Source organism: Novosphingobium sp. AP12, assembly GCF_000281975.1.
Taxonomy (GTDB): domain Bacteria; phylum Pseudomonadota; class Alphaproteobacteria; order Sphingomonadales; family Sphingomonadaceae; genus Novosphingobium.
Window position 1 is genome coordinate 1 of record NZ_AKKE01000031.1, and the last position, 25,632, is coordinate 25,632.

Genomic DNA, 25,632 nt, shown 5'->3' on the forward strand with positions numbered 1-25,632 from the left:
GGCAGCCGCCGCAGCGGCGGCGAATGCGGCGGCATAACTATCGACGAACCGGAAGCGCCGACCATCCGGCGGCGGCGCGTCCGTCACGACGAATACCGGCGTCTGGGCGGCATAGGCCTCGCCGATCCAGCCGGTGTCCTCGGATAGCTCGAAGGACCGGCGGCTCATCACCACGGCCCCGCAGACGTCGGAGAGACGGCCCGACAACCCGGCGCCGTCAAGGTCGCTTGGGGAGAATACGCAGCGCCCGCGTGCGTCGGCCCAAAAGCCGTCGAGGCTGGTAGCGGCATCGATGATCATCCTGGCCATCTCGTCTACTCCTGCCCTCGGTGGTTGGGTGATGCAGTGAGGTCGTAACGGTGCCAACGTCGATTCGGCCCTAGAGTTGCACGAATCGGGCGGGTCGAGCCATCCTTGAGATGGCATTTCTGCAACCAGCCCGGCCCTATTCCGACATTTCCTAATCGCTACAAACGTTTGTCAGCCTATCATCATCAGGCTGGCATTTCCTCCCGCCGCGGTTGTGTTTATCGACGTCGACACCTCCTCGAGCAGCCATGCACAGCCCGGCCCGGCGCCGCGTCCGTCCCAGGCATGGACGGGCACGATAGGCCCCAAGAGGCCAGCGACATGCTCGCAGGCGGCTCGAACGGCCTCTCCTGCGCCTTCGACGAGGCAGGCCGCGAACGGCTGGGCCGGATCACCGCGCAGTGCTTCGATCACGGCGGCAGGCAGCCCCTCCGGCATCTCCATGCCCTCGATCGCAGCGCTGTTGCCAGTCGCCAGTACGGCGGCAATCTGGCCAAGCAGCCCTGCCCGCGTCGCCGGTCGAAGCAGGATGCGCCCCCGCGGATGGAGCGCATAGTGGTTCAGTTCCCCTACCGGCCCCGGCAGCACCAATGCGGTGCCCAGCGCCGAAGACGCACCCAGCTTACGGGCCACGCCGGAGTCTTCGCCCTGCCCGTCCAGCCAATCCGCGAATGCCGTGAGCGCCGGGGGCGCCATGCCGGACGGCAGCGCCTCGGGCGCTTCCTTGACCAGCCGCCCGAGGTAGAGCGGCCCGCCGGCCTTGGGTCCAGTGCCGGAAAGCCCCCGCCCGCCGAACGGCTGGACGCCCACAACCGCGCCGATCGTGTTGCGGTTGACGTACAGATTGCCTGCCCGCACCTGCGCGGTCACGCGCGTCACCGTCTCGTCGAGCCGCGTGTGGAGGCCGAACGTCAGGCCGTAGCCGGTGGCGTTGATCGCATCGATCAGACCGCCGAGGTCGTCGCGGCGGAAACGCACGACGTGGAGCACAGGGCCGAACACCTCGCGTTCCAGGTCTGCGACCGAGCCGAGCTCGATGATGGTGGGCGCCACGAAGGTGCCGAGCGCGGCGTCCTCGCCCAGCGTTACCTGCTCCACGCCAAAGCCGCGTTCGCGCATCGATTCGATGTGGCGGACGATGTTGCCTTGCGCCTCGGTGGTAATGACCGGGCCTATGTCGACGGCGAGGCGGTCCGGATTGCCGACGCGCAGCTCGGCCAGCGCGCCCTTGAGCATCGCCAACGTGCGGTCGGCCACGTCCTCCTGCAGGCAGAGCACCCGCAGGGCCGAACAGCGCTGGCCGGCGCTGTCGAAGGCCGAGGCGATGACGTCGGCGACGACCTGCTCGGCCAGCGCGGAGCTGTCGACGATCATCGCGTTCTGGCCGCCGGTCTCCGCGATCAGCGGGATCGGGCGGCCGTCCGCCGATACCCGCGAGGCGAGCCGGCGCTGGATCAGGCGCGCCACTTCGGTCGAACCGGTGAACATGACGGCCGCCACCTCGGGCGCTGCTACCAACGCTGCGCCCAGTTCTCCGGCGCCCGGCATCAGTTGCAGCGCGTCCGCGGGAACGCCCGCTTCGTGAAGAATACGCACGGCCTCGGCGGCGATCAGCGGGGTTTCCTCGGCAGGCTTGGCGAGCACCGGGTTGCCGGCGACCAGCGCCGCGCAGACCTGCCCGGTGAAGATCGCCAGCGGGAAGTTCCACGGGCTGATGCAGACGGCAGGCCCTAGCGGTACATGGGCGGCACCTAGCGTGTCCCGGGCCTGCTGTGCGTAGTAGCGCAGGAAGTCGATGGCCTCGCGCACTTCGGCAATGGCGTTGGCGGCGGACTTGCCGGCCTCGCGAATGGCCAGCCCCATCAGCGCGCCCATGCGCTCCTGCATGAGATCGGCGGCGGATTCGAGCATCGCGGCGCGAGTCGCGACCGGGACCTGCGACCATCCGCTGTTAGCAGCACGGCTAACCGCAGCCGCCGCATCGTCTGGCGCGAGTTCGAGCACGGTGCCCACGACGTCGCGGTGATCGGCGGGATTGCGCACCGGCAGCCCATGTCCTTCGCCACCTGCGGGACGCGCCCTCCAGTCGGTCCTGGCCGATGCCTCGAGCGCCTGCGTCAGTGCGGTCAGCGCGCGTTCGTCGGTCAGGTCGATGCCAGCCGAGTTTCGGCGATCGGCGTAGAGCCCCGCCGGCGCTGCGATCAGGTCGTGCCGCGCTCCGGGGCATGGCATCGCGCGCACAACCTCGACCGGGTCCGCCACCATCTCGGCCACGGGCACCGTGGGGTCGGCGATGCGGTTGACGAACGAAGAGTTCGCGCCGTTCTCCAGCAGGCGACGCACGAGATAGGCGAGCAACGTCTCATGCGTGCCGACCGGCGCGTAGATGCGGCAGGGACGGTCCAGCTTGTCCTTTCCGACGACCTGCGAATAGAGCGGCTCCCCCATGCCGTGGAGGCACTGGAACTCGTACTGGCCCACCGCAAAGTCCGGCCGGGCCAGCTGGTAGATCGTCGCGAGCGTCTGCGCGTTGTGGGTGGCGAACTGGGGGAACACCGCGTCGGGCGCGGCGAGCAGCTTGCTTGCGCAGGCGACATAGGCGACATCGGTGTGGACCTTGCGGGTGTAGACCGGGAAGTCGGCCAGCCCGTCCACCTGCGCGCGCTTGATCTCCGCGTCCCAGTAGGCGCCCTTGACGAGGCGCACCATGATGCGCCTGTCAGCGCGGCGGGCGAGATCGACGATCCAGTCGATCACGAACGGGCAGCGCTTGCCGTAAGCCTGGATCACGAAGCCGAGACCGTTCCATCCGGCAAGGTCGGGGTCGAGCGCCAGACTTTCCAGCAGGTCGAGCGAGAGTTCGAGGCGGTCGGCCTCCTCGGCGTCGATGTTGAAGCCGATGTCGTAGCCCTTGGCCATCACCGCCAGCGCCTTCACCATGGGCAGCAGCTCGCCCATGACGCGGGCCGCCTGCGCGCGGGAATAGCGCGGGTGGAGGGCCGAGAGCTTGATCGAGATGCCCGGCCCATCGTAGATGCCCTTGCCCGCTGACGCCCTGCCGATGGCGTCGATGGCGTTCTCGTAATCCGCGTAATAGCGCGCTGCGTCGGCAGCGGTGGTCGCGGCCTCGCCCAGCATGTCGTAGCTGTAGCGGAAGCCCTTCGCTTCCAGCTCGCGTGCGCGCCGGACGGCCTCGTCGATGGTCTCGCCGGTGACGAACTGCTCGCCCATCATGCGCATGGCGAGGTCGACCCCGCGGCGGATCACGGGCTCGCCCGCGCGCGCGATCAGGCGGGTGAGCGCGGCGCCGAGGCCCTTGTCATCGACCGAACCGACCAGCTTGCCGGTGACCACCAGCCCCCAGGTCGCGGCGTTGACGAACAGCGACTTGCCGCCGCCCAGGTGCCCGCTCCAGTCGCCGTCGGCGATCTTGTCGCGGATCAGGGCGTCGCGGGTGGCGTTGTCGGGAATGCGCAGCAGCGCTTCGGCGAGGCACATCAGCGCGACGCCTTCCTGACTGGAGAGCGCGTATTCCTGCACGAGCCCTTCGACCCCGGTGCCCTTGTGATTGGCGCGCAAGGTGGTGACGAGCGCCGTGGCCGTCGCCCGCACCGCATCGCGCATGCCTTGCGGCAAAGTAGCCTGATCCAGCAGCGGCGCGAGGCATTCGGCCTCGTCCCGGCGGCGAGCATCGGCGATGGCGCGACGAAGCGGCGACAGGTCGCGGATGGCGGGGGCGAAGGCGGCGAAGGGCGGCTGCGTGGTCATGGCAAAAATCTAACCGATTTGTTCTTGTCGATCAGACTTTTCAGCGGCACTCAGATGATCGATTCGATTTATATCGAGGGCATCTCAAGGCGATCTGCATGACCAAGACCAGAGAACCGGTCGAACTGGACGAACTCGACCGCAAAATCATCGCGGTCCTGAGAGTGGACGGTCGGATCACCGTGACCGACCTCGCCAAGGCGGTCGGCATGTCGAAGACGCCGTGCCAGGTGCGGCTGCGGCGGCTGGTCGAAAACGGGGTGATCCGGGGTTTCCGGGCCGCAGTCGATCCGGCCAGCCTCGGGCTCGACCACGTCGCCTTCGCCGAGGTCAAGCTGTCCGACACGCGCGAGGCGGCGCTCACCGAGTTCAACCGCGCGGTACGGCGCATTCCCGAGGTCGAGGAATGCCACATGATCGCGAGCAGCTTCGACTACCTGCTCAAAGTGCGCACCGCCGACATCCGCCGTTACCGCGTGGTTCTGGGTGAGAAGATTTCCAGCCTGCCGCATGTCGCCAGCACCTCCACTTTCGTGGCGATGGAAACGGTGAAGGACGCGAGCAGCTGAGGGCTCAGACCCGCTCGCCGGTCACCGTGGCCGAACCGAACATGCCCATCTTGCACTTGCCCGAGACGGTGTCCCCGTCGAACTGAAGGTCGTACTTGAGCGTGATCTTCATAGGCTTCTCGACCTTCATCTCGAACTTCACCTGGCTGCCCGAAAGCGTCCCGCCGGAGAAGTCCTGCCGCCCCTCGGGCGCCTGGAGATAGCCGGAAACCACAGCGCCGTCGGCATCGAAGTGCGCGACCATCTCCTGCGGTCCCATCGGCGTCTTGAGCACCATGTTCCAGTCGCCGTCGATCCCGGCGGCCATGACCGGAGCGACAACTTCCGCCGGATTCGTTTCCTCCACCACTGCGGCGACATCGGCTCCGTCCAGATGCGCGCGCGTGCCCGAGACGTCACGCTGCTCGATCACGTCGAGCACGCGCGCGGGGGTGAGCGGCAGCACCAGCTCGTCGATCTCGCCGAAGGGGGCGAGCGCATCGGCGATGGCGTTGACGAGCGTCGGCGGGCCGACGATCGCTCCGCCCTCGCCCACGCCGCGCATGCCGCCGATAGTCTGTGAAGGGGTGTTGGCGTGGAGATACTCGAAGTCCGGCACGTCGGAGATCGAGGGCATGAGGTAGTCCTTGAACGTCGCCGCCAGCGGATTGCCACGCGCGTCGTAGGGCATGTCTTCCAGCAGCACCTGCCCGATCGCCTGCGCGAGCCCCCCCGCGATCTGGCCCTCGACGACACCGGGGTTGATAACGGTGCCGCAGTCCTCGGCGCTGATCCAGCGCAGGATCTTCACGAAGCCGGTCTCCGCGCTGACCTCCACCATGCAGCAGTGCGCGGCGCTGGTCATGGTCATCGGCGGCGGCTGGTAGCGGTACTGCGCCTCAAGCCCGGTGGCCGCGCCCTCGGGCAGACGGCCGGGCTCGCCATAGGCGATCTCGGCGATCTCGCGGATCGAGCGCGACATTTCCGGCGCGCCCGCGATGTGGACCATGCCGCCTTCGATCGTCACCGTCTCCACGCTGGCGTTGGAGAGGTGGGCGGCTACCACCTTGACCTTGTCCGCCAGCATTTCCGCCGCGCGCCAGGTGGCGCCGCCGGCAATGACCCCCTGTCGGCTGCCGGCGGCGCCCGGGGAGAAAGCGCCGATCGCGCTGTCCCCCTCGTAGACCGCGATATCCTCGTAAGCGACACCCAGCTGCTCGGCGATGACCTGCGCCATCGTCGTCGCCGTGCCGTGGCCCTGCGAATGGGTGGAAAGCATGGCGACGACCTTGCCGGTAGGCTCGATGCGCAGCTGCACCGTCTCGCCTGTCATTGGCGCCATCGAGCCTGCCGATCCGGTCGGCTCGATGTAGGTCGCAAAGCCGATGCCAAGGTCGCGGCCTTCCTTTCGCGCCTCGGCCTGTTCGCGGCGGAAACCGGCGTAGTCGATGTTCGCCATCAGCTTTTCGAGGCACTCGCCTGGAGTGATGTCCTCGACCGGGATGCCCATGCTGGAGGTGTGCGGCTGGTCGGTCAGGTAGACCAGGTTGCGGCGGCGCAGTTCGACCGGGTCGATGCCGATCTTGCGGGCTGCTTTTTCGAGCAGTGTCTCGCGCACCAGCGATTCCATCGCCCATGGCCCGCGATAGCCGCCGAGGCCCATGGTGTTGGTGTACCAGCCGCGCGTGATGAAGCCGTAGGCGGGCAGCTTGTAGGCGGGCCACATGAACATGTGGACGGCGATGTTCGCGTCCTCGCCCATCGGCCAGGCGCCGTTGTTGCAGGCATAGTCGCACCAGGCGGCCTGGAAGCGGCCCCCTTCGTCGAGCGCGAGGCTTAGCGAGACGTCCTGTTCGCGCGCGTGGCTGGAGGCGGTGAGCGATTCGAAGCGGTCCTCGATCCACTTGACCGGGCGGCGCAGCAGCTTGGCGGCGACGACCACCGCCACTTCCTCGCGCCAGGGGATGTTCTTGAGGCCGAAGCCGCCGCCCACGTCCCGCGCGACGACGCGGATCGCGCCGGTCGGCATGCCCAGCGCCTGCGCGAGATAGCGCGCGGCGAGGTGCGGGCTCTGGCAGCCCATCCACACCGTCATTTCCTCCGCACCGTCCGGGGAGGCAGCGCAGGCGCGGCCCTCCATCGGCGACGGGGCGATGCGCTGGTGACGGATGCGGGTGGAGACGACGTGCGCCGCGCCGTCGAGCAGTGGCTGGATCGCTTCCAGCGCGTCCTCGTCGCCCATTTCGGCGGCGATGTTGTCGTCGCGGTCTGGGTGGACGGGGGCGCCGGTCTTCGCGTCGGCGATGGTGACGAGCGGCGTTTCCTCCTCGACCACCACTTCCACCAGCGAGACGGCGTCCTCCGCCTGTGCACGGCTTTCGGCGATGACCATGGCGATGGGATCACCGACGCAGGCGACGCGGCCGTCGGCCAGCAGCGTCACCGGCGATTCGATGTTGGTGAAGAAGAAGCTGAGCATCTGCACCGGCACGGCGGCAAGGTCGGCCTGGGTGTAGATCGCCTGCACGCCCGGCATCTCTCGCGCGGCGTCGAGATCGATCGAGACGATCCGTCCGCGCGCGACGGCGGAGCGGACGAAGGCGATGTGGAGCATGCCGGGCATGCGCACGTCGTCGGTGAACTGGCCGCGCCCGGTGAGCAGGCGGGCATCCTCCTTGCGCGGCTGGCGAGTGCCGACGTAGCGGACGGCGCCGACGCTTTTCGCCTGCACGTTCATGTCGAGGCTCCCGCAAGCTGGCGGATCGCGCGGCGGATGCCCTGGTAGCCGGTGCAGCGGCAGATGTGGCCCGACATGGCGGTGGTGAGCGCGTCCTCCATCCGGGGTGCCTCCACGCCCGCATTGTCGCGCGTGACGCAGGCCATGGTGATGGCGACGCCCGGCGTGCAGAAGCCGCACTGCAGCCCGAAGTTGTCCTTCAGCGCCTGCTGCACCGGGTGGAGCGTGCCGTCCGCCTCGGCCAGCCCCTCGACCGTGGTGACTTCGGCGCCGTCGGCCTGGACCGCCAGCATCAGGCACGAGCGCATCGCCCGCCCGTCGATCATGACGGTGCAGGCGCCGCAGACCCCGTGCTCGCAGGCGAGGTGGGTGCCGGTGTAGCCCAGCCCGTCACGCAGGAATTCGCCGAGGCTGGTGCGTGCCTCGACCCGGGTGGCGTGGCAGTGGCCGTTGACGGTGAGTTCGATGGCGTGTTCGCTCATGCGGCGCTCCTGAGGTCCAGCGTTTCGCGAAGCGCGCGCGCGAAGATCCGCGCGCCGACGGTGCGGCGGTATTCGGCACTGGCGTGGTGGTCGTCGAACGGCGCGGTATCGGCGACGGCGGCGCGGGCCACCGCCTCGGCGTCAATCCCGGCGAGCGAGGCGCCGACGAGCGCCGCTTCCGCCTGCCGCGCGCGGATCGGCGTCGGCCCCATGCCGAACCATGCGATCCCGGCGCGGGTGATCGCCCCGCCCTCAAGCGCCAGCGCGCCGACAAGGCCGACGAGCGCGAAGTCGCCCGCCCGCTGCGCGACTTCGCGGAACAGCACGAGGTGCCCGTCGGGCCAGTCGGGATAGACGATGCCGGTGACCAGTTCATCGGGTTCGAGCACGGTCATGTAAGGGCCGACGTAGAACTCGTCCGCCGGTACGCTGCGGGTGCGTGCGGACGAGGTGATCTCGATCGTCGCACCCAGGGACACGGCGGTCGCGGGCATTTCCGCCGCCGGCTCGCCCAGCGCGACCGAGCCGCCGATCGTGCCGCGATTGCGCGTCTGGTAATGCCCGACATGGCCGAGCGCGGTTATGAAGGCGGGAAGGTGGCGTGCCAGCGTCTCGTCCTCCAGCGCGTCGGCCTGCCGCGTGGCCGGGCCGACGCGGGTGCCGCCTTCCACGCGCGAGACGCCCTTCAGTTCAGGAATGCCGTTGATGTCCACCAGCACGAACGGCTGGCTCATGCGCAGGTTGAGCAGCGGCATCAACGTCTGTCCACCGGCGATGACGGTGGCGCCGCCCCCGGACTCGGCGAGCACGCGGCAGGCCTCCCCGACGCTGGCGGGGCGGACGTAGTCGAACGGAGCGGGCTTCATGTGCCGCACCCCCGGCGCCCGGCCTCGTAGGCGGAGGCGGCGGTGACAACCAGCAGCACCAGCACGGCCAGCGTGATCATCGTGGAATCGACCTGTCCGAGCAGGAAGCCGACGACGATCGCCAGCACCACGGCGGCCACCCAGCCCCAGAGCGGTGCGGGGGGCGAGGGTGCGATCGCTACGACCGGCACCGTGGCGGCGCTTGCGGACGACGCAGCCGCGACCTTGCCGGCGACCGACGCCGCAGCGCCGGGCACGTTACCGCCCACCACGTCACCGAACTTGGCGAAGAACTTGCCCGCGAGGTTCTTGGCGGTCGCATCGATGATCGGCCCGCCGAGCTGCGCCATGCGCCCGCCGACTTCCGCATCGACATCGTAGGACACCAGCGTCGAACCGCCGTCCACGTCGGAGAGCCGCACCTTCGCCCCGCCTTTGGCCGAGCCGGCGATGCCGCCGTTGCCGGTGCCGGTGATCGTATAGCCGTTCGGCCCATCGATGTCCGAGAGCTGGACGTTACCCTTGAAGCGCGCGCCGATGGGGCCGATCTTCACTTCCGCGACGGCCAGGAAACGGTCGTCGCCGTCGCGCTCGAGGCTCTGGCAGCCAGGGATGCACTGGGCCAGCACCGCAGGATCGTTGAGCGCTTCCCACACCTTCTGGCGCGGGGCGGCAATGCGCTGCTCGCCTGTCATCTGCATTCCCGGTTCTCCCCAAGCTCTCTGCGCGCAGGCGGCCGCCGGTTGGCCACTTGCATCATTTGACGCGGATTGAACTCCGGGACGGCCTTCGATGCAAGCGCTTATGAGCGACCATGGATCTTATTTTTTGCCTGGCGGCGATACCGCCACGGCGTTGCCTCTCCGGCCCCTCTCGCCCTTCGAGTTCTGATTGCTACTATAGTGACGAACGCGGCGCAAACATGCCGCGCACCGAGGAGAGGTAGCCATGTCCCAGCTGTCGCCGGGGGAATACACCGCGCTTGCCAGCGGCATGTACCTCGAAGGCCTCGCCGTCGATCATGAGCGCGACGTCATCTGGTACAGCGACGTCGTCGGCGGCGGCGTCCACGGCGTTAAGCCGGACGGCACACCCGCCGGCGTGCTCGACCCCGAGCGAATGTGGACCGGCGGCATCATGATCAACGCCGACGGCGCCGTGCTGTCGAGCGGCCAGGGCGGCGTGCGCTGGAACAACCCCGAAACCGGCGCCTCGGGCTGGCTGATCGACACGCTGGACGGCCAGCCCGTCAACGGCATCAACGAGATGTGGCCCGACGGCGAAGGCGGGATGTTCTTCGGCACGCTCGACATCGAGAGCGTCATCGCTGCGCGCGTCACCGGCCCGACCGAGCTGTGGCGCCTGACCCGCGACGGGCACACCATCCGCCTCGCAAGCGGGCTGCGCTTCACCAACGGCATCGCCTACAACCCGCGCCTCGCGCAGTTCTACTGCTCCGAGACGTTCGGCCAAGGGCTCGCCTGGGACGTGACGCCGGACCTGGCTCTCACCAACAAGCGCGTATTGCTCGACCGCGACGACTGCGACGGATTGGCGCTCGACGTCGAGGACACGATCTGGATACCCGGCGTCTACTCACCCGGCATCATCCGCCGCGTGACACCGCATGGCGAGGAACTGGATCCGGTGCCCACGCCGCCCGGCGCGACCACGCAGGTCCGTTTCGGCGGAGCGGACGGGCGCGACTTCTACATCACCCTGGTCCCCGCCGATGCGGGCGACTGCCTGAGGACCGGGCGGGCGCTGTCGGGCACATCAACGCTCCAGCGCGGGCGCTCGGCGGTAGCGGGCGTCAAGATCGCGCCGACCCGCTTCGACCTCGGCTGATGCCGGGCAGCCGCCCCGGCGATGCAGCGCTCCGCCGGCTGGCCCGGCGCCGGCCGCCGCGTTAGCACCCGCGGGTCCGCGCCTGAAACGGCGCGAAGGAGCCAAGGAGAGAGCATGAGCACCGTCCCTTCAGGAACTGTCGTCATCACCGGCGCCGCCGGCGGCATGGGCCGCCCCGCCGCCCAGCGCTTCGCCGCGCAGGGCCGCCCTCTCCTGCTGTGCGACCTCGATGCGGAGCGTCTCGAAGCGTTGGCCGAGGAACTGCGCCCCGCTGCGGGCAGGGTCGATATCCTGGCAGCCGACATCGCCGCCGAGGACTATCCGGCGCAGGTGATCGCCGCGCTGGGCGACGCACCGCTCTACGCGCTGGTCCATACCGCCGGGCTTTCGCCCACGATGAGCGACGCGCGCCGCATCTTCGCGGTCAACTACCACGCGACCGAGCGCCTGGTCGCCGCGCTGCTGCCGCGTTTCGAGGCCGGCGGCTGCGCGGTGCTGATCTCGTCGGTCTCGGCCTACATGCTGGCCGACCCCGCCCTGCTGACCTCGATCCGCGACTTCGTGCAGACCGGCAACGACGAGGGCATCGCCGGCTTCATGGACAATCCGGGCATGAGCTACGCGATTTCCAAGCGCGCCGTGATCAACTTCGTCGAGCGCGAGGCCCCCGCTTTCGGCGCACGGTCCCTGCGCATCGCCTCGATCGCGCCCGGCTTCATCGATACGCCCATGGGCCGCGCCGAGGCGGAGGAGAACGCCCAGCTTCGCGGGCTCATCACCATGGTGCCCCAGCAGCGCATGGGCCACGGCGACGAGATCGCCTCGGTCGCCGAATTCCTGTGCTCCCCCGCCGCCTCCTACATCAGCGGCACCGACATCCGGGTCGACGGAGGGATTATCGGGCTGCTTTCCATGAAGGGATAGGACGACAATGAGCGAACTCGACGACCTGCGCGCCGCCGTGGCCCACCTCAAGGACCGGCAGGACATCCACGACTGCATCGTGCGCGAGTGCCGCGCGCGCGACCGGCAGGACGTGGACCAGATCGCCTCGTGCTGGTGGGACGACGGCGTGGACGAGCATGGCGCGGTCGTCACCTTCTCGCCCGACTATCCCGAACGCGCCAATGCCGGGCATCGCGGCGCCTTCCACATGACCAGCCACAACATCACCAACCACCTGTGCGAGATCGACGGCGATACCGCCTACTGCGAGAGCTACGTCGTCGGCGGGCTGTTCTGGAAGGATTCGAGCAAGACCTCGATCGCCTTCGGCCGCTACCTCGACCAGCTGGAGAAGCGCGGCGGCGAGTGGCGGATCGCGGTCCGCCGCTGCACCATCGAGATGACCGCCGACGCCGATCCCAGCTGGGTCTTCTCGGATGCGGTGAAGGGGTTCCTGAAACCCCAGTGGAGCAAGGAAGACCCGTCCTACGAACGCCCGATCGCGTGGAAGCCGAAGGAAGAAGGGCTGCGCTGGTAGGCCCGACTCACTCCTTGCCGAAATCCGATTCGCGTTCCACCACCGTGGCGATGCGGAAGGAAGCACGGTCGAACAGGTTCTTCTCGTCGGCCACGATCTCGTCCGGCATCAGGCTGGTGGTGATGTAGGCCAGCGTGCCGCGGTAGACCTTCTCGTCCTCGAACCACAGTTCGGTGATCACGTCGGCGCCATCGGTGAAAGCGCCGGTTTCGGGGTGCGGCTGGGGGTCGATGTAGCGGCGGATGTAACGGCTCACCCCGCTCGAGTATTTCTCGGCGAGCGGGGCGTGGTGGTGTTCGTAGTAGTCGCGGAAGGCCTCAACCGAGATGTCGGGGCGGCGCTTCATGAACAGCAGGATCTTGTACGTCTCGCCCGCCATCTTGGTCTCTCCCGGTTGTTTTCGGGAGGGATATCACGAGGCGGCGGGAGGCGCGCGCCGCCGTGGCGATCTTGGTTGCGGCAAACGCAAGTTGATGAAACCCATGCGCCGGCGAAGGGTGTATGAAGCCGCCAAGGGACGCGGTTTATCGACGGTGGAAAGAGCCGACGCGAACCTAGCGGCTTCCATCGATGTAGGAAAATCCTGCGCGCGCTCCCGGCAAGGGCGCGCCTAAAGACCTGCCGTCACTCGTGATCCAGGTACTTCACTTCGAGGAAACGGCGCCGCGTCGCCAGCGCGTCGACGTCGCCCTGCGAGAGGTCCTCGCTCATCGCCTCGATCTGGTCGGCGATGACCGACAGGCCATCGACCAGCTGCTCGGACGGGCTGGTGCCGCCGCTGCCCGGCCTGCCGCGAAGCGCGGGCGGGATGCGGGTGTAGCTGCTCACCATCTCGGGCAGGTGTTCGGCGAGCAGCTTGCGCACCTCGCGCGCGGCGGGGCCGCGCTCGTCGAGCGTGGCGAGCTGCGGGGCCAGCTGTTCGAGCCGCACGCCGATCATGTCGACCGCGTCCACCGCCGCGTTGGGCAGAGCGCGGCGCCGGCCTTCCAGCCACAGCTCGGTCGAGCCCGCCAGTTCGGTCAGGCTGGCGCTGCCGAGGTCGTCCACATGGGTGCGCGGCGTCGCCGGGTAGATCGACAGCACCGTGAAGACCGCGAGGCCCAGCAGGAACGTCAGCAGGCTCGCCATGAAACCGATGCCGCCGAGCGCCAGCGCCGCCACCAGCGCGGCGATGTAGATGCCCGCCATCGCCAGGAACGCGCGGCGCAGGCGGCGGCCGCGATGCCGCCACTGCTCCTTGCGGGCGTTGTAGAGCCGGATCGAGCGCTGCCGCCGGGCGGCGCGCACGATCTCCTGCGAAACTCTTGCCGGAACCTGCGCCATCGCGTTTTAGTCCAGTGCCTCCAGCAGCGATTTCGCGCCGGCGCCGTCGCCTGCCGTCAGTCCCTCGGACTGGCCCTGCGCGCGGGCGATGTAGGCCTTGGACTTGCCGACTTCGCCTTCGAGCGCGGTGACGGTCTGCTTCATCGAATCGAGCGCCTTCATCTTGAAGGTGTCGATCGAGTCCATCGTGTCGTAGATGTTCTGGAAGGCGCGGCTCAGCGTCTCCAGCGGGATCGTCGAGTTCGCCGCCTGCTCGTGGATGCGCGCGGTGTTGTCTTTCAGCATCTGGCCGGTGGCGTCGATGATGCTGGCGGTGGTGGTGTTGAGCGCGGTGATCTGTTCGAGCACCAGCTTCTGGTTCATCATCGCCTGCGCCACCGTGACTGCCGTGCGCAGCGCGCCGACAGTGGTGGTGGAAGCGCGGTCGACGCCCTTCACCAGCTCGATGTTGTTCTTCTTCACGAGGTCGAGCGCGAGGTAGCCCTGCACCGACACGGCCAGCTGCGTCAGCAGGTCCTGAGTGCGCTGGCGGACGTAGAACAGCGCGCTTTCCCGCAGCGCCTTGGCCTTGGCCGGGTCACTGTGGTCGAGGTCTTCGGCCTTCTCCTCCAGCGCGGTGTCGAGCGCGCGGGACATGAAGATCATCTGTTCCAGCTTGCCGAGCGCGGCCCAGAGGTTCTGGCGCTCCACGTCGATGGCGGCGTTGTCCATCAGCAGCTCGTCCTTGCCGCCCTGCAGGCGGGCGAGGATGGCGCTGATGTGGCTCTGCGAGCTGGAATAGCTGTCGAAGTAGTTGCGCAGCTTGTTGCCGAACGGGATCACCCCGAACAGCTTGCGCGGCGCCATCAGGTTGCCCTGGCGGCCGGGATCGAGCGCTTCGACGGTGCGGCGCAGTTCGGCAAGGTCGGCGCCGACGCCCTCGTCCTTGCCCATGGCGCGGACGGGGCGGTCGAGGAAGCGGTTGGAATGGCCCGATGCCTCGGCGATCTCCTTGCGGCCCATGTTGGTGAGCTGGTCGACGCGGCGGCCGAACTCGGGCGAGCTGGCGTCCTGCGAGACGAGGTCGGCGACGAATTCCTCCACGCGGACCTGCAGCTTGGTCTTCGCCTCGTCGCCCACGGGCACGAGCCCGGCCGCGCGCTCGGGCTGGACGGTCGGCACCGGATCGGGCGGCGTCAGCTTCAGTTCGGTCGCGGTATCGGTGGCAGTGGTTGCCATTTTAAGCCAAATCCTCGTGAAAAACCCGGTAGTCCCGAAATCTATGAGCGGGGTGGTCCGACTACAAGGAAAACCGGACCTTCCTTCCCCTCATTCCTCGACGAACGGCGGACCGGGATCGACCATGAGCATGGAATCGTCCCTCGCCACCACCGCCAGCGCCAGTCCAGCTGCCCGCGCGCGCCGGACGGCAAGGTCGGTGGGCGCGGAAATCGTCACCAGCAACGGACAACCTGCCCGCACGGTTTTCTCCACCAGTTCGTAGGAACAGCGCGAGGTCATCACGACAAAACCCTGACTTGGCTCGATATCCTGGCGCGCCAGCCCGCCGATCAGCTTGTCGAGCGCGTTGTGGCGGCCCACGTCCTCGCGCAGCATCAGCACCGCGCCATCCTCGTCGCAAAAGGCGGCGGCGTGGGTGGCCCGGGTCTCGCGGCCCAGCCCCTGCCCCTCGCGCATCGCCTCGAGCGCGCGGCGGATCGCCGGAGGCCCGGCCTGCGAACGGCGGGTCAGCGGGGGGAGCGGCCGCAGCGCCGCCTCCACGCCCTCGATCCCGCAGATGCCGCAGGAGCTGTCCCCCACCCGCCGCCGCGCGCGCTCCAGGATCGGGCCAAGGCGCTCGGGCGGAAGGTTCACCCGGGCGACGTAGCCGGTGCCCCATTCGTCGTGATCGGTGGCGTGTATGGCCACTTCGCCGACCTCGCCCACCAGCGCCAGCCCCTCGGCCATGAGGAAGCCGGTGACGAAATCGGCGAGATCGAGCGGGGTCGCCATCATCACGGCGTAGGCGATGCCGTTGGTCTCGATCGCGACGGGGGACTCGACCGGGACCGACAAGGCGCGCGGCTCACCGGGGGCGCCGGTGTAGTCGGAGCGCAGTGCGGGGATGCGGTGCGCTCCGGGATGGGGTGCGGTGTCCAGCTTGCCGTGCTCCTGTGATGCCGTCTGCATCTCGGAGATAACGCAAAGGATGGCAAGGCATCGTCGTCCCCGCCTGTGCGGAGACGACGATGGTTTCCGAAGAGCGCTCGACGCGATCCCCCTGCCCGCCCCGTCATCCCGGCGAAGGAAAAAGCCGCGAAGCGACGTCATTTGCCGGGCTGGGTCCCGGCCTTCGCCGGGATGACGGGGGTAGGAGGGTTAAAATATGCCACTACCGCTTACCGGGCAGCCGGCGCCACATGTATACAATACATGCGTGTTTATCGAAATACGGCGCCATTGCACCATATTTCTGCATCCAATCCGTTCGATCGCATCGCCCCAACGCTACGCCCCGGCGATGCCTTCTCGCCCGACTTGCCCACAGGCGCACCCATTTTGCCTTGCGGCCCTCGCGCGGATTCCTCTAATGGGCGCGCCTCGTACCGGCGCCGGCACCTTGAAAAGGGGCAACCGGGGTCGCCTGCCGGACGTGCTCGGGACCTTGCCTGGCAACGAAAGCTGGGCCTGAAAAAGGTTAATCGGCGGAGTCCCGTCGCCCTATTATCTGCAGGATTGGTACGAAACCGTAATGAGCTGGCTCGACAAGGTACGCAATTCGCTTTCGAACCTTTCGAAACGCGATACGCCGGACACGCTCTGGATGAAATGCCCGAGCTGCGGCGAAATGCTCTACGCCAAGGACTTCGAGGCCAACCTCTCGGTCTGCCCGAAGTGCGAGCATCACGGCCGCATCGGCGCCAAGGCGCGCTTCGACCAGCTGCTCGACGCCGGCTACTCGGTCCTGCCGACGCCGAAGGTACCCGAGAACCCGCTGAATTTCCGGGATACCAAGAAGTATCCCGACCGCCTCAAGGCCGCCCGCGCGGCCAATCCCTATCCTGACGCGCTGACCAACGCGCTCGGCACAATCGAGGGCGCCAAGGCGGTGCTCGGTGTGCAGGACTTCGCCTTCATGGGCGGCTCGATGGGCATGGCCGTGGGCGCCGCTTTCGTGGCGGGCGTCGAGAAAGCCATCGCCGAGAACTGCGCCTACGTCATCTGCACGGCGGCGGGCGGCGCGCGCATGCAGGAGGGCATCCTCTCGCTCATGCAGATGCCCAAGACCACGGTCGCCACCCGCCGCCTCGCGGCGGCCGGCCTGCCCTACATCGTCGTCCTGACCGATCCCACGACCGGCGGCGTCACCGCCAGCTACGCCATGCTCGGCGACGTGCAGATCGCGGAGCCCGGCGCGCTCATCGGCTTCGCCGGCCAGCGCGTGATCCAGGACACGATCCGAGAAAAACTCCCCGACGGCTTCCAGCGCGCCGAGTACCTCCATGCCCACGGCATGGTCGACATGGTGGTCCATCGCAAGGACCTCAAAGGCACGCTGGCCATGCTGCTCGGATACCTTGCACGAAAGGAAGTCGCGTGAATATCGATAGCGCCCTGGTTCGCGAACTCGCCGAACTGCTCGCCGAAACCGGCCTGTCCGAAATCGAGGTCGAGGACGGCGGCGCCAAGATCCGCGTCTCGCGCCAGATGATTCAGCAGATGGCCGCCGCGCCCGCGTTCGCGCCTGCCGCAGCCGCTGCCCCCGCAGCAGCCGCTCCGGTCGCCGCCGAGGCCGCGCCTGCCGCCGCCCCGGTCGATGCGGTCAAGTCGCCGATGGTCGGCACCGTCTACCTCGCCGCAGAGCCCAGCGCGCCGAACTTCATCTCGTTGGGCAAGGCCGTCAAGCAGGGCGACGTCCTGCTGATCGTCGAGGCCATGAAGGTCATGAACCAGATCACCGCGCCCAAGTCGGGCACCGTGACCGCGATCCTCGTCGACAACCAGCAGCCGGTCGAGTTCGACCAGCCGCTCGTCGTGATCGGCTGAGAACGGGACTGACATGGCCATCAAGCGCCTCCTGATTGCCAACCGCGGCGAAATCGCGCTGCGCATCCACCGCGCCGCGCGCGAGATGGGCATCGAGACCGTCGCGGTGCACTCCACCGCCGACGCCGACGCCATGCACGTGCGCCTGGCAGACCACGCGGTCTGCATCGGCCCGCCCGCCGCGAAGGACAGCTACCTCAACGTCGCCGCGATCATCTCGGCCGCCGAGATCACGCAGGCCGACGCGATCCACCCCGGCTACGGCTTCCTCTCCGAGAACGCCCGCTTCGCCGAGATCGTCGAGGCGCACGGCCTGAAGTGGGTCGGCCCCAAGCCCGAGCACATCCGCACGATGGGCGACAAGGTCGAGGCCAAGCGCACCGCGGGCGCGCTGGGCCTCCCGCTGGTCCCCGGCTCGGACGGTGCGATCGAGGACTTCGACGAGGCGCGCGCGCTGGCGGCGACGATCGGCTACCCGGTCATCATCAAAGCCGCTTCGGGCGGCGGCGGCCGCGGCATGAAGGTCGTCAACAACGCCGAGGAACTCGAAAGCCAGATGGGCCAAGCCCGTTCGGAGGCGAAGGCCGCTTTCGGCGACGCCACCGTCTACATGGAAAAGTACCTCGGCAATCCGCGCCACATCGAGTTCCAGATCTTCGGTGACGGCAACGGCGCGGCGGTCCACCTGGGCGAGCGCGACTGCTCGCTCCAGCGCCGCCACCAGAAGGTGCTGGAAGAAGCTCCCTCGCCGGTCATCACCCCCGAGGAACGCGACCGCATGGGCGGCATCGTCGCCAAGGCCATGGCCGACATGGCCTATCGCGGCGCCGGCACCATCGAGTTCCTCTGGGAGAACGGCGAGTTCTACTTCATCGAGATGAACACCCGCCTGCAGGTGGAGCATCCGGTGACCGAGGCCATCACCGGCGTCGACCTCGTGCGCGAGCAGATCCGCATCGCCGACGGCCAGGGCCTCGCCTTCACGCAGGACGAGATCGAGTTCAAGGGCCACGCGATCGAGTGCCGCATCAACGCGGAAGACCCCTGGACCTTCGCGCCCTCGCCGGGCCTCGTGACCAACTACCACGCCGCCGGCGGCATGAACGTGCGCGTCGATTCGGGCCTCTACGCGGGCTACCGGGTGCCGCCGTACTACGATTCGATGATCGGCAAGCTGATCGTCTCGGGCCGCAGCCGCAACGGCGCCATCATGCGCCTCAAGCGCGCGCTGGAGGAGATGGTGATCGACGGCGTCAAGACGTCGATCCCGCTGCACCAGGCCCTGCTGGAAGACCCCGAGTTCCAGACCGGCGACTACACGATCAAGTGGCTGGAAGAGTGGCTCGCCAAGCGCGCGGCCCACTGAGCTGAAACAAGACTGACTGGACTGCCATGATTTCGTTCCTGGACTTCGAAAAGCCGATCGCCGAGCTGGAAGCGCGCATCGCCGAACTGCGCGCGACCGCCAGCGGCAGCGACCTCGACATCGAGAGCGAGATCGGCAAGCTGGAGAAGAAGAGCTCCGGCATGCTCGTCGCGACTTATGCCAAGCTCACGCCCTGGCAGAAGACGCAGGTCGCCCGCCACCCGCAGCGCCCGCACTTCCTCGACTACATCCGGCTCATCTTCACCGACTTCGTGCCGCTGGCCGGCGACCGGGTCTACGGCGAGGACGAGGCGATCGTCGGCGGTCTCGCCACGCTGGACGGCCGCAAGGTCGTGGTCATCGGCCACGAGAAGGGCCACGACACCCCCAGCCGCATCAAGCACAACTTCGGCTCGGCCAAGCCGGAGGGCTACCGCAAGGCGATCCGCCTGATGGAGCTGGCGAGCAAGTTCGGCCTGCCGGTCGTCACCCTCGTCGACACCGCCGGCGCCTTCCCCGGCATCGAGGCGGAGGAGCGCGGCCAGGCCGAGGCCATCGCCCGCTCGACCGAGGCCTGTCTCGCGCTCGAAGTGCCGATGGTCGCCGCGATCGTCGGCGAAGGCGGCTCGGGCGGCGCGATCGCCATCGCGGCGGCAAACAAGGTCCTGATGCTCGAGCACGCGATCTACTCGGTGATCTCGCCCGAGGGCGCGTCCTCGATCCTGTGGCGCACCTCCGACAAGGCAGCCGAGGCGGCCACCGCCATGAAGGTGACGGCGCAGGACCTCCTCGGCCTCAAGGTGATCGACGCCGTCGTGCCCGAGCCCACCGGCGGCGCCCACCGCGACCCTGCCGCCACCGCCCGCGCGCTGGCCGATGCGCTGGGGCATGAACTGGACGCGCTGGGTGCGCTCAGTGGCCCCCAGCTGGTCCGCCAGCGCGAAGACCGCTTCCTGGCGATCGGCTCGCTCTGAGGGAATCGTCGTCCCGGATCGAGCCCGGGACGACGGCCGCGGCATGACCCGCTCTAATAAATGCAGCGCTGCGTCCGGTTAATGGCAATGGACGGCAACACCCCCCGCCGATAGGGCAAAATCCCGACAGGAACCTCGCTGCGGCGAGGCACCGGAACCGCACAATGCAGCGGTCCGGCACAGGGGTCGGGCATACATCATGAGCCTTTCAAGGCATTCGAATCTCGGTAGAAGCGCGCTTGTTTTGAGCGCGCTGGTCACCGCCGCCACCGTCTACGCCGCCGCGCAGGACGGCGCGCCGGTCAACGCGCAGGCCGGCATGACGCGCCCGCAGCAGGCCGCCTTCGTCGAGCCGATGCTCGGCGAATACTGCTCGCGCTGCCATAACGACATCGACAAGGTCGCCGACCTCTCGGTGGAGGACCTCAAGGCAGACGACCTGCGCACCGGCCGCAATGCCGACGCCTGGGAGAAGATCCTGCGCCGCGTCGCCGCCGGTGAAATGCCGCCCCACGGCAAGACCCAGCCCGCCCCCGAAATGCGCGCCGCCTTCGTGGGCTGGCTCGACACCTCGCGCGCAGGCTACCTCGCCGCCAACCCCGATCCGGGCCGCGCCACGATCCGCCGCCTCAACCGCGTCGAATACGCCAACGCGGTACGCGACCTGCTCTCCCTCGACGTCGATTTCAGCCGCGAGCTGCCGGCCGACAACTCCGGCTTCGGCTTCGACAACATCTCCGACGTTCTCAGCGTCTCGCCCACGCTGATGGAGCGCTACGTCGCGGTCGCCGGCAAGGTCGGCCGCATGGCGACCGGGCTGACCAGCCGGCGCGAGATCGTCACCACCTGGCAGGTGCCCAAGGACGGCTCGGTCAAGAACTCGGGCGTCCCCGCCTGGAACGAGCGCGCCGGCGCCAACCTCCCGCTCGCCTCGCGCGGCGGCTACGCCCAGCGCTACTACGCGCGCCACGACGGCACCTACGAGATCGCCGCCTGGCTCAATTCGAACAGCAACAACGAGACCGACCGCATGGCGGAGGACAAGGTCTCGCTCCGGGTCCCGATGAAGGCCGGCTCGCACCTCGTCGCGCTGTCGTTCCGCCGCACCCTCGCGCCGTCCGAGAAGGTGCAGGTGCTGCGCAACGACCTCGACAAAGTGCCGGTGCCGCTCGATGCGCCCAAGCTGCTCCCGCTCGACGTGTGGGTGGACGGCAAGCTGGCGCGGACGCTGAGCGTGCCCAGCTACCGCATGCACGCGCGCTATGCGCAGCAGACCTTCCCGCGAGACATCCTCCAGGTCGACGTCGCCGGCCCGTTCGACGCCAAAGGCGTGCCCGACACCCCCAGCCGCCGCGCCGTGTTCCTCTGCGCCCCGCGCAAGGCCAGCGAGGAGGACGCCTGCGCCTCCCGCATCGTCACCGCCCTCGCCCGCCGCGCGTGGCGCCGGCCGGTCGGCAGCTTCGACATTGCCCCATTGATGCGCATCTACGCCGAGGAGCGGAAAGCGTCCGACTTCGAGCACGGCGTCGAAGCGGCGCTGGAGGCCATCCTCGTCTCGCCCGAGTTCCTCTTCGTGGTCGAGCGCGATCCGCAAGGCGCGATGCCCGGCAGCGTCGCGCGCGTCTCCGACCTCGAACTCGCCACGCGCCTGTCGCTGTTCCTGTGGAGTTCGATCCCCGACGACCGCCTGCTGACCCTCGCCGAACAGGGCAAGCTCGCCCAGCCCGCCGTGATGAACGCCGAGATCGCGCGGATGCTCGCCGACCCGCGCGCGCGGGCGCTGACCACCAACTTCGCCGGACAGTGGCTCTACCTGCGCAACCTCGACCAGCAGCGGCCCGACATCGAGGTGTTCCCGCAGTTCGACACCCGCCTCAAGAGCGCAATGGCGACCGAGACAGAGATGTTCTTCGCCGACGTGCTGCGCGCCAATCGCCCGGTGCTCGACTTCATTTCGGCCGACTACACCTTCCTCAACCAGCGCCTCGCCGAGCACTACGGCATCCCCGGCGTCTCCGGCCCCGCCTTCCGCCGCGTCAGCCTCGACCCGGCCTGGCATCGCGGCGGGCTGCTGGGGCAGGCGAGCATCCTCACCGTCACGTCCTACGGCAACCACACCAGCGTCGTGAAGCGCGGCAAGTGGATCCTCGACAACATGCTCGCCGCCGCCCCGCCGCCGCCGCCGCCGGACATCCCCGCGCTCAAGACCGAGCACGACGGCCGCCAGCTCACCGCGCGCCAGCAGCTCGAGCTGCACCGCATCAACCCAACCTGCGCCGCCTGTCACGTCAAGATGGACCCGCTCGGCTTCAGCCTCGAGAACTTCGACGCCGTCGGCGCGTGGCGCACGGTCGACGCCGGCCAGTCGATCGACGCGATGGCGACGCTGCCGGACGGCGCCAAGTTCGAAGGCATCACCGGCCTCCAGCGCGTGCTGATGGACCGCAGGGACGAGTTCACCCGCGCCTTCACCGAGCGGCTGATGACCTACGCCCTCGCCCGCGGCCTGAACGCCAACGACATGCCGGCGGTGCGCGCCATCTCGGCAGACGCGGCCGCCGACCAATACCGCATCCAGACTATCGTGCACGGCATCGCCACCAGCCCCGCCTTCACCCTGCGCCGGGTGCCGGAACGCTACAAGGCGGCGTTTGCCCAGCCTGCCCAAAGGAGCCTCCGCAAGTGAGAGTGATCCGCCCCGCCCTCTCCCGCCGCACCATACTGCGCGGGCTCGGCGCCACGATGGCGCTGCCTTTCCTCGAAGCGATGATGCCGAGCAGCGCCGCCGCCGACGTGGGCGCGCGGCCCAAGCGGCTCCAGGTGTTCTACTCGCCGAACGGCATGACCATGCCCGGCTTCCAGCCCACCGCGACCGGCGCCGATTTCGTCCTGCCGCCGACGCTGGAGCCGCTCGCGCCGCACCGCGCGCAGATCGCCGTGATCAGCGGCCTCGGTCACCCACAGGCCGCCGCCATGGGCGACAGACCAGCCGGCCACGGCCGCTCGTGCCCCGCGTTCCTCACCGGTGCCCACGCCCGGCAGACCGAGGGCCCGGACATCCGTGCTGGCGTGTCGATGGACCAGGTCTTCGCCGCGCACCTTGGGGATGCCACCCCGCTCGCCTCGCTTGAACTGGGCATCGACCAGGCGAGCCTGCTGGGCTCGTGCGACATCAACTATTCCTGCGCCTACACCAACGGCATCTCCTGGCTCACCCCGACCGTGCCGCTGCCGGTCGAGGCCAACCCGCGAGCGGTGTTCGAGCGCCTGTTCGGCGACGGTGACACCGATGAAGCGGGCCGCCTCGCCCAGCTGCGCCGCCAGTCCTCGATCCTCGACTTCGTGATGGAGGACACCCGGCGCCTCTCCACCCAGCTCGGCATGGCGGACCGCCACAAGCTCGACGAATACCTCGACGCGACCCGCGCGATCGAGAAGCGCATCCAGCGCAGCGCCGTCTCGCCCGCCACCGCGCAGGCCGCCGACCTCCAGCAACCCGCCGGCATCCCCGACGATTTCGCCGAGCACGTGAAGCTGATGATCGACCTGCAGGTCCTCGCCATGCAGGCCGACATCACCCGCGTGGGCACCTTCATGATCGGGCGCGAGCTGTCGAACCGCACCTATCCCGAGATCGGCGTGCCGGATTCGCACCACATGCTCAGCCACCACGGCAACAACCCCGACAAGATGGCGAGCCTCGCGAAGATCAACCGCTACCACATGGAGTTCTTCGCCCATTACCTCCAGCGCATGAAGGACACGCGCGACGGCGAGGGCTCGCTGCTCGACCGCACGCTGGTGATCCGGGGCTCGGCCTTCGGCGATTCCAACGAGCATGACTTCATGGACCTGCCGGTGGTCGTCGCCGGCGGCCTGGTAAAGGGCGGGCGGCACGTCCGGGTCGAAAAGGGCACTAGCATGTCGAACCTGATGCTCGCGGGCCTGAACGCGCTGGATGTGCCGACGGCCAAGTTCGGCGACAGCACCGGCCCGCTGCGGGAACTGACCGATGCCTGACCAAGATCACGCACCCCAGTCCCGTTCGTGTCGAGGTGGTGCGTACTCCAAAGCCCTCGGCGTGGTTTTGCTCGCGCTCGTCAGCGCCCCAGCCTACGCGCAGACAGACACTCTGGCCGAAGCCATCACCGCCAGCGACCTCGCAGGGACCGAGGCTGCGCTCAAGGCCGGGACCAGCCCGAACGAGCCGCTGGCCTACGGCGAAAGCCCCCTCGCCCGCGCGATCGAGACGCAGGAGCCGGCGATGGTCGCGCTGCTGCTGGCAAACGGCGCGAAACCGAACACCGCCGACGCCGAGGGCCTCACCCCCCTCGCCCTCGCCTGCGAGCGCGGCAACGAAGGCATCGTCGCCCAGCTGCTCGACGCCCGCGCCGACGTGCGCAAGGCCGGCCCCGACGGCTCCACGCCGCTAGCCGTCTGCGCCCGCTATTCCACGGCGAACACCGTTGCCAAGATGCTGGCCAAGGGCGCCAAGGTCGACGCTCCCGACTCGCGCGGGCAGACGTCGCTGATGTGGGCTGCCTCGGCGGGCCATGTCGAGGCGATCGGCCTGCTGCTCAAGGCCGGTGCCAAGGTGAACCGCGTGACGGCCGAAGGCTTCACCCCGCTGTTCTTCGCCATCGCCAGCGGCTCGGGCGAGGCCACGCGCGCCTTGCTGGACGCAGGCGCCGACGCTTCCCATCGCGGACCGGAGAACACCAGCGCCGCGCAGCTCGCCATGTACCAGAAGAACTGGCGCGCCGCGCAGATGCTCGTCGAGCGCGGCGGTGTCGACCTCGCCGAACGCGACCGCAACGGCGAGCAAATGCTTCACGCCGCGGCCGCCGGGGGCGACGAAGCGCTGGTTTCCGTCCTCCTCGCCAAGGGCGCCGACGCCAACGGACTTACCGGCCCCTCGCGCATCAAGTGGGTGACCGAGGCGAACTTCGGCATGCCGCCGCCGCCCGTGCCGCCCACGCCGCCGCTGCTGGTCGCCGCCCAGCACGGGCAGGTCGCGGTGATGAAGCGCCTCGTCGCGGGCGGGGCGAACCCGGCCTTCGTCGCCGAGAACGGCGTCAACGTCGTCCTCGCCGCTGCGTCGGGCCACAGCGCTGCCGCTCTCGCGGAAGCCCTCGCCCTCGCGCCCGGCGCCAATGTCGCCGACGCCAAGGGCACGACGGCGCTGCATCTCCTGCTCGGCGGCGGGATGGCCCCGGAACTGCCGGCGATGCTCCGCGTCCTGGCGACCCACGGCGCCCGCCCCGACCTTGCCAACAAGAAGGGCACCACGCCCGCGCAGATGGCCGAGGGCGGCCTTGCGACTGTAAAAGCGGTCTACGATCAAGTCTTTGGTCAAAAGGCCCCGCCCGTGTTAGCCAGTAACCATCCTTGATTCACACAAACCGAACGGGATCGACAAAACCATGACGCTTTCGAAAAGCCTTTCCCTTGCCGCTCTCGGCATGTCCGCCGCGCTCGTCGTCGCCACCAGCACGATGGCGATCGCCGCATCCCCCGCCGCCACCGCCGTCACCACCCGCCAGGCCAACTTCAAGAAGATGGGCGGCGCGATGAAGGTCCTGAAGGACCAGATCTCCAGCGGCGCGATCTCCAAGGCCGAAGCCGTCGCCGCCGCCAAGACCCTCGCCGCCACCGGACGCGCGCAGGCCAAGCTGTTCCCCAACGGCAGCGGCGCTTCCGCAGGCGTCAAGACCGACGCGCTGCCCGCAATCTGGACCAACCGCACTGTATTCGACGGCCAGATGAAGGCCTATATCGCCCAGGCCGACAAGATGGTCGTCGCCGCGAACACCGGCAACGTCGATGCCGTCACCGCGCAGTTCAAGGCCGTGGGCGGCACCTGCGGCTCGTGCCACAAGCAGTTCCGCGCGGACAACTGATC

General features: G+C 68.6%; 21 protein-coding genes and 1 pseudogene. 12 read left to right on the forward strand and 10 right to left on the reverse strand.

Annotated elements, in window-relative coordinates; translation table 11 throughout:
• Nucleotides 1–309, reverse strand: a pseudogene (locus tag PMI02_RS06265) (riboflavin biosynthesis protein RibD); the annotation flags it as partial.
• Nucleotides 310–480: 171 nt separating this feature from the next.
• Nucleotides 481–4,077, reverse strand: coding sequence for a trifunctional transcriptional regulator/proline dehydrogenase/L-glutamate gamma-semialdehyde dehydrogenase (putA, locus tag PMI02_RS06270; protein ID WP_007680338.1), 3,597 nt, complete (start codon nucleotides 4,075–4,077; stop codon nucleotides 481–483).
• A 98-nt stretch (nucleotides 4,078–4,175) separates the two neighbouring features.
• Here putA and PMI02_RS06275 point away from each other — a divergent pair, with 98 nt between their 5' ends.
• Nucleotides 4,176–4,646 carry an Lrp/AsnC family transcriptional regulator gene (locus PMI02_RS06275; RefSeq protein WP_007680339.1) on the forward strand — a complete coding sequence of 157 codons (471 nt, stop codon included), beginning with the start codon at nucleotides 4,176–4,178 and terminating at the stop codon, nucleotides 4,644–4,646.
• Nucleotides 4,647–4,650: 4 nt separating this feature from the next.
• On the opposite strand, the gene PMI02_RS06280 is transcribed toward PMI02_RS06275, so the two are convergent.
• From PMI02_RS06280 to PMI02_RS06295, 4 genes are read right to left on the reverse strand one after another with little or no spacing between them, the layout of a single operon-like run.
• Nucleotides 4,651–7,362: a xanthine dehydrogenase family protein molybdopterin-binding subunit gene (locus tag PMI02_RS06280; protein WP_007680340.1), complete on the reverse strand. Its 2,712-nt coding sequence runs from the start codon at nucleotides 7,360–7,362 to the stop codon at nucleotides 4,651–4,653.
• Nucleotides 7,359–7,844 (reverse strand): (2Fe-2S)-binding protein, encoded by a 486-nt coding sequence (locus PMI02_RS06285; protein ID WP_007680341.1) that lies wholly within the window; start codon nucleotides 7,842–7,844, stop codon nucleotides 7,359–7,361. The genes PMI02_RS06280 and PMI02_RS06285 overlap by 4 nt, the downstream gene beginning before the upstream one ends.
• Complete coding sequence (locus PMI02_RS06290; RefSeq protein ID WP_007680342.1) at nucleotides 7,841–8,710, reverse strand: xanthine dehydrogenase family protein subunit M; 870 nt, start codon at nucleotides 8,708–8,710, stop codon at nucleotides 7,841–7,843. Before PMI02_RS06290 ends, PMI02_RS06285 begins: the two co-directional genes overlap by 4 nt.
• Nucleotides 8,707–9,411, reverse strand: a complete 705-nt coding sequence (locus tag PMI02_RS06295) for a CoxG family protein (protein ID WP_007680343.1) — start codon at nucleotides 9,409–9,411, stop codon at nucleotides 8,707–8,709. The genes PMI02_RS06290 and PMI02_RS06295 overlap by 4 nt, the downstream gene beginning before the upstream one ends.
• Before the next feature lie 247 nt (nucleotides 9,412–9,658).
• On the opposite strand from PMI02_RS06295, the gene PMI02_RS06300 reads away from it, so the two are divergent.
• The 3 genes from PMI02_RS06300 to PMI02_RS06310 all read left to right on the forward strand — a co-directional run bounded on the left by PMI02_RS06300 (nucleotide 9,659) and on the right by PMI02_RS06310 (nucleotide 12,041).
• Nucleotides 9,659–10,558 (forward strand): SMP-30/gluconolactonase/LRE family protein, encoded by a 900-nt coding sequence (locus PMI02_RS06300; RefSeq protein WP_007680345.1) that lies wholly within the window; start codon nucleotides 9,659–9,661, stop codon nucleotides 10,556–10,558.
• 114 nt (nucleotides 10,559–10,672) lie between these two features.
• On the forward strand, nucleotides 10,673–11,482 hold the full coding sequence (locus PMI02_RS25795; protein WP_007680347.1) for an SDR family NAD(P)-dependent oxidoreductase: 810 nt from the start codon (nucleotides 10,673–10,675) through the stop codon (nucleotides 11,480–11,482).
• Nucleotides 11,483–11,489: 7 nt separating this feature from the next.
• Complete coding sequence (locus PMI02_RS06310; RefSeq protein ID WP_007680353.1) at nucleotides 11,490–12,041, forward strand: nuclear transport factor 2 family protein; 552 nt, start codon at nucleotides 11,490–11,492, stop codon at nucleotides 12,039–12,041.
• Nucleotides 12,042–12,048: 7 nt separating this feature from the next.
• Here the strand turns inward: PMI02_RS06310 and PMI02_RS06315 are convergent, their stop codons facing one another.
• From PMI02_RS06315 to fdhD, 4 genes are all read right to left on the reverse strand, one after another.
• Nucleotides 12,049–12,420 carry an EthD domain-containing protein gene (locus tag PMI02_RS06315; RefSeq protein WP_007680355.1) on the reverse strand — a complete coding sequence of 124 codons (372 nt, stop codon included), beginning with the start codon at nucleotides 12,418–12,420 and terminating at the stop codon, nucleotides 12,049–12,051.
• Nucleotides 12,421–12,665: 245 nt separating this feature from the next.
• Nucleotides 12,666–13,364, reverse strand: a complete 699-nt coding sequence (locus PMI02_RS06320) for a hypothetical protein (RefSeq protein WP_007680357.1) — start codon at nucleotides 13,362–13,364, stop codon at nucleotides 12,666–12,668.
• A 6-nt stretch (nucleotides 13,365–13,370) separates the two neighbouring features.
• Entirely contained in the window at nucleotides 13,371–14,582 is a 1,212-nt protein-coding gene (locus tag PMI02_RS06325; protein ID WP_007680358.1) for a toxic anion resistance protein, read from the reverse strand.
• 90 nt (nucleotides 14,583–14,672) lie between these two features.
• Complete coding sequence (gene fdhD, locus PMI02_RS06330; RefSeq protein WP_007680360.1) at nucleotides 14,673–15,533, reverse strand: formate dehydrogenase accessory sulfurtransferase FdhD; 861 nt, start codon at nucleotides 15,531–15,533, stop codon at nucleotides 14,673–14,675.
• A gap of 562 nt (nucleotides 15,534–16,095) precedes the next feature.
• Between fdhD and accD the strand changes: the two genes are divergently transcribed.
• The 8 genes from accD to PMI02_RS06370 all read left to right on the forward strand — a co-directional run bounded on the left by accD (nucleotide 16,096) and on the right by PMI02_RS06370 (nucleotide 25,630).
• Entirely contained in the window at nucleotides 16,096–16,944 is an 849-nt protein-coding gene (gene accD, locus PMI02_RS06335) for an acetyl-CoA carboxylase, carboxyltransferase subunit beta (protein ID WP_007680362.1), read from the forward strand.
• On the forward strand, nucleotides 16,941–17,390 hold the full coding sequence (accB, locus tag PMI02_RS06340) for an acetyl-CoA carboxylase biotin carboxyl carrier protein (RefSeq protein ID WP_007680363.1): 450 nt from the start codon (nucleotides 16,941–16,943) through the stop codon (nucleotides 17,388–17,390). Before accD ends, accB begins: the two co-directional genes overlap by 4 nt.
• A 13-nt stretch (nucleotides 17,391–17,403) precedes the next feature.
• A complete protein-coding gene (gene accC / locus PMI02_RS06345) occupies nucleotides 17,404–18,756 on the forward strand; it encodes an acetyl-CoA carboxylase biotin carboxylase subunit (RefSeq protein ID WP_007680364.1) in 1,353 nt (450 codons plus the stop codon).
• Between the two features lie 26 nt (nucleotides 18,757–18,782).
• Entirely contained in the window at nucleotides 18,783–19,730 is a 948-nt protein-coding gene (locus tag PMI02_RS06350) for an acetyl-CoA carboxylase carboxyltransferase subunit alpha (protein ID WP_007680365.1), read from the forward strand.
• A 244-nt stretch (nucleotides 19,731–19,974) separates the two neighbouring features.
• Nucleotides 19,975–22,416: a DUF1592 domain-containing protein gene (locus PMI02_RS06355; RefSeq protein WP_238539005.1), complete on the forward strand. Its 2,442-nt coding sequence runs from the start codon at nucleotides 19,975–19,977 to the stop codon at nucleotides 22,414–22,416.
• Entirely contained in the window at nucleotides 22,413–23,750 is a 1,338-nt protein-coding gene (locus tag PMI02_RS06360; RefSeq protein WP_007680370.1) for a DUF1552 domain-containing protein, read from the forward strand. The genes PMI02_RS06355 and PMI02_RS06360 overlap by 4 nt, the downstream gene beginning before the upstream one ends.
• A gap of 61 nt (nucleotides 23,751–23,811) precedes the next feature.
• Nucleotides 23,812–25,122, forward strand: coding sequence for an ankyrin repeat domain-containing protein (locus tag PMI02_RS06365; RefSeq protein WP_036502594.1), 1,311 nt, complete (start codon nucleotides 23,812–23,814; stop codon nucleotides 25,120–25,122).
• 31 nt (nucleotides 25,123–25,153) lie between these two features.
• Nucleotides 25,154–25,630, forward strand: a complete 477-nt coding sequence (locus tag PMI02_RS06370) for a cytochrome c (protein WP_007680373.1) — start codon at nucleotides 25,154–25,156, stop codon at nucleotides 25,628–25,630.
• The last annotated feature ends 2 nt before the right edge of the window (nucleotides 25,631–25,632 follow it).

What these genes read in the sequence shown, in the direction of transcription:
- PMI02_RS06370 (WP_007680373.1), top strand. Translation starts at nt 25,154, where the DNA reads ATGACGCTTTCGAAAAGCCTTTCCCTTGCCGCTCTCGGCATGTCCGCC.
- PMI02_RS06275 (WP_007680339.1), top strand. Translation starts at nt 4,176, where the DNA reads ATGACCAAGACCAGAGAACCGGTCGAACTGGACGAACTCGACCGCAAA.
- accD (WP_007680362.1), top strand. Translation starts at nt 16,096, where the DNA reads ATGAGCTGGCTCGACAAGGTACGCAATTCGCTTTCGAACCTTTCGAAA.
- PMI02_RS06280 (WP_007680340.1), bottom strand. Translation starts at nt 7,362, where the DNA reads ATGAACGTGCAGGCGAAAAGCGTCGGCGCCGTCCGCTACGTCGGCACT.
- PMI02_RS06315 (WP_007680355.1), bottom strand. Translation starts at nt 12,420, where the DNA reads ATGGCGGGCGAGACGTACAAGATCCTGCTGTTCATGAAGCGCCGCCCC.
- accC (WP_007680364.1), top strand. Translation starts at nt 17,404, where the DNA reads ATGGCCATCAAGCGCCTCCTGATTGCCAACCGCGGCGAAATCGCGCTG.
- PMI02_RS06295 (WP_007680343.1), bottom strand. Translation starts at nt 9,411, where the DNA reads ATGCAGATGACAGGCGAGCAGCGCATTGCCGCCCCGCGCCAGAAGGTG.
- putA (WP_007680338.1), bottom strand. Translation starts at nt 4,077, where the DNA reads ATGACCACGCAGCCGCCCTTCGCCGCCTTCGCCCCCGCCATCCGCGAC.
- fdhD (WP_007680360.1), bottom strand. Translation starts at nt 15,533, where the DNA reads ATGCAGACGGCATCACAGGAGCACGGCAAGCTGGACACCGCACCCCAT.
- PMI02_RS06310 (WP_007680353.1), top strand. Translation starts at nt 11,490, where the DNA reads ATGAGCGAACTCGACGACCTGCGCGCCGCCGTGGCCCACCTCAAGGAC.
- PMI02_RS06320 (WP_007680357.1), bottom strand. Translation starts at nt 13,364, where the DNA reads ATGGCGCAGGTTCCGGCAAGAGTTTCGCAGGAGATCGTGCGCGCCGCC.
- PMI02_RS06325 (WP_007680358.1), bottom strand. Translation starts at nt 14,582, where the DNA reads ATGGCAACCACTGCCACCGATACCGCGACCGAACTGAAGCTGACGCCG.
- PMI02_RS25795 (WP_007680347.1), top strand. Translation starts at nt 10,673, where the DNA reads ATGAGCACCGTCCCTTCAGGAACTGTCGTCATCACCGGCGCCGCCGGC.
- PMI02_RS06350 (WP_007680365.1), top strand. Translation starts at nt 18,783, where the DNA reads ATGATTTCGTTCCTGGACTTCGAAAAGCCGATCGCCGAGCTGGAAGCG.
- PMI02_RS06290 (WP_007680342.1), bottom strand. Translation starts at nt 8,710, where the DNA reads ATGAAGCCCGCTCCGTTCGACTACGTCCGCCCCGCCAGCGTCGGGGAG.
- PMI02_RS06285 (WP_007680341.1), bottom strand. Translation starts at nt 7,844, where the DNA reads ATGAGCGAACACGCCATCGAACTCACCGTCAACGGCCACTGCCACGCC.
- PMI02_RS06300 (WP_007680345.1), top strand. Translation starts at nt 9,659, where the DNA reads ATGTCCCAGCTGTCGCCGGGGGAATACACCGCGCTTGCCAGCGGCATG.